Consider the following 6,401-nt stretch of genomic DNA (forward strand, 5'->3'; position numbering starts at 1 on the left):
AAATAACAGTGTAAAAGTCATTAATCTAAAAACATTAAGATGACATTAACTAACCAGTTTTATATAATAAAAATAAGGAGTTGGTGACTGTGAAAGTAAAATATATAGACAAACGTCACTGGCGTCGCCTGGTAGAGAGAGAGTATACAGAGGTTAAAGTTAATAATAATAGATTTAAAGGTATTATCGGCTTGGTCACGATGAAAAAGGTTCGTGAGCCTTTAGAGGTGACGGTAGTTGGACAAAACATAATAGTTGCAGATGACAATTATAGATGGTTGCAAATACTACCAGAAAAAAAGCGATATAGTATTACAGTCATGTTTGATGATAAAGGTAATCCGCTAGAATATTATTTTGATATTAATATTAAAAATATCACTCAAAAGGGAAATGCACGTACGTTAGATTTATGTTTAGATGTGCTGGTGTTACCTACTGGGGAATATGAACTTGTAGACGAAGATGATTTGATGTATGCCTTGCAAAATAAGCAAATTTCTAAGAAACAATATCATGAGGCTTATATTATTGCTCATCAATTAATGATTGAAATAGAAGAGAACTTTTCAGAGGTTCAAGACAAGGTCATGCATTGTTACAATAAAATTTATCATAAATCTCTAAGAAATAAGCATAAACGTCCTTTTAAACCCAAAAATAAGCATAAACATCACCGACGTAAAGCAAAGTAATGACATTAAAAGGATATGTGGTTGAAGGTTAATCAACTAAAGCTAAATCATCATAGCAAAGATTTAAGGATAGAAATATTTAGGGGGACGCTATGAAAATTGATGATTATCGTTTACTCATCACTCTAGATGAAACAAAAACGTTACGTAAAGCGGCAGAGATATTATATATTTCACAACCAGCTGTAACTCAACGTTTAAAAGCGATTGAGGGTTCGTTTGGAGTAGAAATATTTATTCGTACAAAAAAACAATTGATCACTACAACTGAAGGCGCTATGATTATTGACCATGCGCGTGATATGTTGAAACGTGAACGTTTATTCTTCGATAAAATGCAGGCACATATCGGAGAGGTGAATGGTACGATTTCAATAGGATGTTCGTCTTTAATCGGCCAAACGTTATTACCCGAAGTATTGAGTTTATACAATACACAGTTTCCTAACGTAGAAATCCAAGTTCAAGTAGGATCTACTGAACAGATTAAAGCAAATCATCGAGATTATCACGTCATGATTACCAGAGGGAATAAAGTCATGAATCTATCTAATACACACCTATTTAATGATGACCACTACTTTATTTATCCCAAAGATCGACGTGAGAATGTTACAAAGTTACCATTTATTGAATTTCAAGCAGATCCTATTTATATTAATCAAATTAAGCAATGGTACAATGATAATTTAGGTCAAGATTATCATGCAACGATAACGGTGGACCAAGTTGCAACTTGTAAGGAAATGCTTTTAAGTGGTGTGGGGGTAACGATTTTACCTGAAATTATGATGAAGCATATCGATAAAAATATGTTTGAATTTGAGAAGGTTAGTATTGATGAAGAACCTCTCATACGCTCAACTTATATGAGTTATGATGGAAGTATGTTGCAACTGCCTCAAGTAGATTCATTTGTAAATCTAATGTTGAATTTTATTCGATAAATTTTTAAAAGGTATTGCCATTTAGTCTATTTTAAAAAAAGTACAATTTAATAAAAGAATAGAGGTTTGAAAATTGTTTACAGCACTGTTTCATATTAAAAACTATAAACTGTTTGTTGTGAATATGATGCTACTCGGCATGGGTATAGCAGTGACTGTACCATACCTCGTCTTATTCGCTACAAAAGATTTAGGAATGACAACAACTCAATATGGTTTATTATTAGCATTAGCTGCAGTTAGTCAATTCGTAGTGAATTCAATTATTGCTAGGTTTTCTGATACACATAATGTTAATAGGAAAGTCCTTATTATTAGTGCACTATTCATGGGTGCCGTAAGCTTTTCTATTTATTTTTATGTTCATCAAATCTGGTTATTTATAGTTCTATATGCAATTTTCCAAGGTTTATTTGCTCCAGCAATGCCGCAATTATATGCTTCTGCAAGAGAGTCAATTAATATCTCAAGTTCGCGAGATCGTGCGAAGTTTGCAAATACCGTGTTACGTTCCATGTTTTCATTAGGATTTTTATTTGGTCCTTTTATAGGGTCACAATTAATCGAATTAAATGGATATTCTGGGTTATTTGGTGGAACGGTAGCTATTCTATTGTTCACCTTAATTCTACAAGTCTTTTTCTATCAGAATTTACCAGTTGAATACCAAGTCTCATCGCAACATCATGTTGAGAAATCCGCTCCAAATATGTTTAAAGATAAAGCATTATTTATTCCGTTTATCGCGTTTATTCTTTTACATATTGGACAATGGATGTACACGATGAATATGCCATTATTCGTCACAAATTATCTAAGAGAACGTGATAGTTATGTAGGATATTTAGCGAGTTTATGTGCTGGTCTTGAAGTGCCTTTCATGGTTATATTAGGTATTATATCAGCCAAATTTCCAACACGAACTTTACTACTTTTTGGTTCGCTCTTTGGTGGCGCATTTTATTTTAGCATTGGTGTATTTAAAAACTTTTACATGATGTTAGCTGGTCAAGTTTTCTTAGCAATTTTCTTAGCTATACTATTAGGATTAGGAATTAGTTACTTTCAAGATATTTTACCTGATTTCCCGGGTTATGCCTCTACGTTATTTGCGAATGCAATGGTTATAGGTCAATTATGTGGAAATTTATTAGGTGGCGTTATGAGCCATTGGGTTGGTTTGGAAAATGTCTTTTTTGTATCAGCGACGTCAATTCTAATTGGTATGATACTTATTTTCTTTACAAAAGATCAAAAAATAACTGAAGAAGATATGGAGTAGATTTAGATGACAGCAGTTTTATGGATAATTATTATCCTCATGTTTGTCTTAGCATTTGTAGGCTTAATTAAGCCGATTATTCCATCAATGCTAGTCATGTGGATAGGTTTTTTAATTTATCAAATAGGTTTTAACGATGGCCGTTTATCATGGATATTTTACGTAGCTATGATTTTATTTACTTTATTTATTCTCGTGGCTGATTTCATGATGAATAAATACTTTGTTAATCGATTTGGTGGAAGTAAAGTGGGCGAGTATACTGCGCTTGTAGGTGTTATCGTTGGGTGTTTCGTATTTCCACCATTTGGCATAATATTAGTTCCGTTAATTGCAGTATTTGTTGTGGAATTATTAAATGGTTTTGATTTTAAGAAAGCTTTAAAGGTGAGTTTAGGCTCTGTTGTAGCTTTTCTAGCTAGTACAGTAGCTCAAGCAATCATTATGGTCATTATGGTAATCTGGTTCTTTGTAGATGTGTTCTTAATTAATTAATGCTTTGTTGAAAATAAAAGACTTACTTTCAGTAAAATTCTCCCGTGGGAAGACTGAAACTAAGTCTTTTTACATGCGTGTGTTAGCGTCTCTATTATAAAAATGATGGTCAACATAAAACGCAATAGGCGTAATTAAAATTGCAATAATAATAAACGTCCAATTACTTACATTAATATAAGGCCCAAATGCTAAAAATGACTGAGGAATAAAAAATACATAAAACAGGGTAATTAATAGCAAAGCTATAACGCCATATGTTAACCACCAAACCCAATGTGAATTATTAAAGCATTGTAATTGAATTGTCCTAAAACTCATCCATATAAATAAGAATATTATAAAGAGACCTACGATTACAGTTATTGGGAAAGTATATAGATACAAGTAGTTACTATCTCCTCCAATAAAAAAGCCAATAAATCCCTTTAAGAAGCAAAACATGCCTATTAAAAATATAAAATTATGATATATATACTTAAAAATGTTCTTAATGGTTTCATTGGGTAGCGCTTTAATTTCTTTTTTAGCATGTGCTTTAGGATCATGATCAAAGAACTCCATCGCTAGCATGCCTTTATCTTCAGCACGAATCAAATGTTTCAAAATGCGATTTAACATAAGTTCTGAATCATGAGGATTCACGCTTAAGTCAGCGCGAATATACGTCATGTAATTCTCAAATATTTCACGATCGGTGTTGTTAAGTCGTAAAGATTTAACATTATTCTCCTTAGTTAATTGTGCTGTAGATTTCATGATAATTTAAGTGCTCCTTCATTTTCTAAAAGTAAAACCTCATAGACAATTCTTATTTATAAATAAAATATATGACGTGTTATTATGACTAATAATATCATATAAGTGTTATTAATATCATTAACAATTGAGGAGTTCTTTATATGAAGAAAATGACATTGGAAGATGAGAGTTGGATTAACGAAATAGCTAGAATACATGAACATTTAATCTCAGAAAATGAATTTAATTATCAAGTGACTTCAACATCAATGGCATTAAGATATGAAATGATTATTTCAAGACTAAAATATGCGAATGATATTATTTTAATAAATGAACATGCGGGTAGTCTTAAAGGATTTATTTGGGCGCATTATGAACCGCAGCTCAAAATAGTACAAATTGAAGTACTATATGTAAAACCAGACTTTAGAAGACAAGGAATTGCTTCAAAGTTAAAACGAGATATTGAGCAGTGGGCGAATTCAATGGATGCTATAAGTATTGAAAGTACAGTTAATAAAGAAAACAACGACATGGTAAAATTAAATGAAAATTTAGGCTATCAAACGTCGCATCTAAAAATGTCTAAAAAATTAAAGGGAAAAAATGAATAAATTAAAAAAGCATGTTAAAATAAATTGTATTTATAAGTTTAAACAAAGGAGTCTATCATGAAAAAATGGTTCACTTTACTCTTAGCATCAACTTTAATGTTAACAGCATGTGGTAAAAGTAACGAGAAAGCTTCTTTAGAAAAAAGCATTGACCAATTAGAGAAAGAAAATAAAGATTTAAAGAAACAGAAAAAAGATTTAGAAAACCAAAAAAACAAACTTAAAGATCAGCAAGATAATCTTCAAAAAGATATCAACGAATTGCCGGCTGAAGATTCGTCTAGTAACTCATCTGAAAAAGATTCATCTAATTCAAGTGAAGATAAAAATTCAGAAGATTCTTCAACGACTAATTCAGAACAATCAACAAATTCTACAAAATCGAAGCAATCTAACCAAGGACAAACGCCTAACAAAGAGACACAAAAAAGTGACTCTACAAGTAAGAATAACGATTCTAAAACTACTTCCAATACACAAAACTCAGATCAATAAATGTTTGATGCAGTTTTGAATAGGGTAATATAATTGATAAATTACACAAAATCAATTTACAAAGTGAGTATTTAATACTATTTTGAATTAAATTTATGAAAGATGATTGATACTACACATCTATAAGAGGAGAGATTAACGATGCACGAACAAGATTTTAATATTTTAGAAGAACAAAATATTACGTTACCTGAATTGGGCAGAGAATTAGAAAATATTACTGGACGTACTATTATTGATTCAACTAGTGAAATTAAACGTGTGATTGCACATTTACCAAACTTTGAATCTGATACAGACACATTCGTTGCAACATATCGTTTAAACCATCAAAATGATTTTATTGATGCAACATTTACTGCACCTAAAGAACAACGTGATCGTTTAAAAGAAATTCCTGTTCACGTAAAATTAATTAGTTATATTTCTAAAGCATAAAAATTAAACATAATGACAGAAATGATTAGCGCGATATGAATGTGGGGACAACTTCATAACGCGTTAATTTTGTATTAGAATAATATTGAATTAAGCTTTATGGGTAAAATGGAGTGTTTAACATGGGAACTTACATTGAAACTGAACGTTTGAAGTTGCGTGATTGGGAAGAAAAGGATTTATTACCATTTCAGAAAATGAATGCAAATCAGCAAGTCCGTAGGTATTTTCCAAGTTTATTAAGTTACCGTCGTTCAGAACTTGATATGAAAAAAATGGATGAAATTATCAAAGATAATGGAATCGGCCTTTTTGCGGTTGAATTAAAGGAAACAGGTGAATGGTTAGGGTTTATAGGAGTAAACTACATCCCCGAAGACAGCAAATATCCTTTTAAAGAACTACCTTTTTATGAAATTGGTTGGCGATTAATTCCTGAAGTTTGGGGTAACGGATTAGCTACTGAAGGTGCACAGGCTGTATTGTCATACGCAAAAGAAAAAGGCATTACTGAATTATATAGTTTTACATCTGAAACAAATCTACCTTCAAGAAAGGTAATGGAGAAAATAGGAATGACCTTCTTAGATAACTTCGAATTTCCAAACCTAAGCAAATACCATCCCCTCAAACGCCATGTTAGATATTACATAGAACTACTTCCTTCACAAAGTGAAGGTTAGTAGTTCTT

9 protein-coding genes are annotated in these 6,401 nt (G+C 31.5%); 8 read left to right on the forward strand and 1 reads right to left on the reverse strand.

The features are described 5' to 3' along the window. The first annotated feature begins 89 nt into the window (after positions 1 to 89). The 4 genes from HMPREF3154_RS08075 (at position 90) to HMPREF3154_RS08090 (ending at position 3,419) form a co-directional block, all read left to right on the forward strand. Positions 90 to 695, forward strand: coding sequence for a ribonuclease FAU-1 family protein (locus HMPREF3154_RS08075; protein WP_002433428.1), 606 nt, complete (start codon positions 90 to 92; stop codon positions 693 to 695). Positions 696 to 787: 92 nt separating this feature from the next. Beyond that, on the forward strand, positions 788 to 1,642 hold the full coding sequence (locus HMPREF3154_RS08080) for a LysR family transcriptional regulator (RefSeq protein ID WP_070474611.1): 855 nt from the start codon (positions 788 to 790) through the stop codon (positions 1,640 to 1,642). Positions 1,643 to 1,766: 124 nt separating this feature from the next. Beyond that, entirely contained in the window at positions 1,767 to 2,924 is a 1,158-nt protein-coding gene (locus HMPREF3154_RS08085; RefSeq protein WP_168992770.1) for a sugar efflux transporter, read from the forward strand. Between the two features lie 6 nt (positions 2,925 to 2,930). Continuing rightward, on the forward strand, positions 2,931 to 3,419 hold the full coding sequence (locus HMPREF3154_RS08090; RefSeq protein ID WP_030059142.1) for a DUF456 domain-containing protein: 489 nt from the start codon (positions 2,931 to 2,933) through the stop codon (positions 3,417 to 3,419). Between the two features lie 69 nt (positions 3,420 to 3,488). Here the strand turns inward: HMPREF3154_RS08090 and HMPREF3154_RS08095 are convergent, their stop codons facing one another. After that, positions 3,489 to 4,178 carry a DUF1129 family protein gene (locus HMPREF3154_RS08095; RefSeq protein WP_023350700.1) on the reverse strand — a complete coding sequence of 230 codons (690 nt, stop codon included), beginning with the start codon at positions 4,176 to 4,178 and terminating at the stop codon, positions 3,489 to 3,491. Between the two features lie 143 nt (positions 4,179 to 4,321). Here HMPREF3154_RS08095 and HMPREF3154_RS08100 point away from each other — a divergent pair, with 143 nt between their 5' ends. The 4 genes from HMPREF3154_RS08100 to HMPREF3154_RS08115 all read left to right on the forward strand — a co-directional run bounded on the left by HMPREF3154_RS08100 (position 4,322) and on the right by HMPREF3154_RS08115 (position 6,393). Next, complete coding sequence (locus HMPREF3154_RS08100) at positions 4,322 to 4,777, forward strand: GNAT family N-acetyltransferase (protein WP_030059140.1); 456 nt, start codon at positions 4,322 to 4,324, stop codon at positions 4,775 to 4,777. A gap of 57 nt (positions 4,778 to 4,834) precedes the next feature. Continuing rightward, positions 4,835 to 5,272, forward strand: coding sequence for an SA0632 family lipoprotein (locus HMPREF3154_RS08105; protein WP_030059138.1), 438 nt, complete (start codon positions 4,835 to 4,837; stop codon positions 5,270 to 5,272). A gap of 141 nt (positions 5,273 to 5,413) precedes the next feature. Continuing rightward, positions 5,414 to 5,710 carry a hypothetical protein gene (locus HMPREF3154_RS08110; protein WP_030059136.1) on the forward strand — a complete coding sequence of 99 codons (297 nt, stop codon included), beginning with the start codon at positions 5,414 to 5,416 and terminating at the stop codon, positions 5,708 to 5,710. A gap of 122 nt (positions 5,711 to 5,832) precedes the next feature. Beyond that, positions 5,833 to 6,393, forward strand: a complete 561-nt coding sequence (locus HMPREF3154_RS08115; protein ID WP_002432980.1) for a GNAT family N-acetyltransferase — start codon at positions 5,833 to 5,835, stop codon at positions 6,391 to 6,393. Positions 6,394 to 6,401 lie beyond the last annotated feature (8 nt).

It is taken from the genome of Staphylococcus sp. HMSC06C11, from assembly GCF_001808345.1.
Taxonomy (GTDB): Bacteria; Bacillota; Bacilli; order Staphylococcales; family Staphylococcaceae; genus Staphylococcus; species Staphylococcus capitis.

What these genes read in the sequence shown, in the direction of transcription:
- HMPREF3154_RS08080 (WP_070474611.1), top strand. Translation starts at nt 788, where the DNA reads ATGAAAATTGATGATTATCGTTTACTCATCACTCTAGATGAAACAAAA.
- HMPREF3154_RS08085 (WP_168992770.1), top strand. Translation starts at nt 1,767, where the DNA reads ATGATGCTACTCGGCATGGGTATAGCAGTGACTGTACCATACCTCGTC.
- HMPREF3154_RS08090 (WP_030059142.1), top strand. Translation starts at nt 2,931, where the DNA reads ATGACAGCAGTTTTATGGATAATTATTATCCTCATGTTTGTCTTAGCA.
- HMPREF3154_RS08095 (WP_023350700.1), bottom strand. Translation starts at nt 4,178, where the DNA reads ATGAAATCTACAGCACAATTAACTAAGGAGAATAATGTTAAATCTTTA.
- HMPREF3154_RS08100 (WP_030059140.1), top strand. Translation starts at nt 4,322, where the DNA reads ATGAAGAAAATGACATTGGAAGATGAGAGTTGGATTAACGAAATAGCT.
- HMPREF3154_RS08105 (WP_030059138.1), top strand. Translation starts at nt 4,835, where the DNA reads ATGAAAAAATGGTTCACTTTACTCTTAGCATCAACTTTAATGTTAACA.
- HMPREF3154_RS08110 (WP_030059136.1), top strand. Translation starts at nt 5,414, where the DNA reads ATGCACGAACAAGATTTTAATATTTTAGAAGAACAAAATATTACGTTA.
- HMPREF3154_RS08115 (WP_002432980.1), top strand. Translation starts at nt 5,833, where the DNA reads ATGGGAACTTACATTGAAACTGAACGTTTGAAGTTGCGTGATTGGGAA.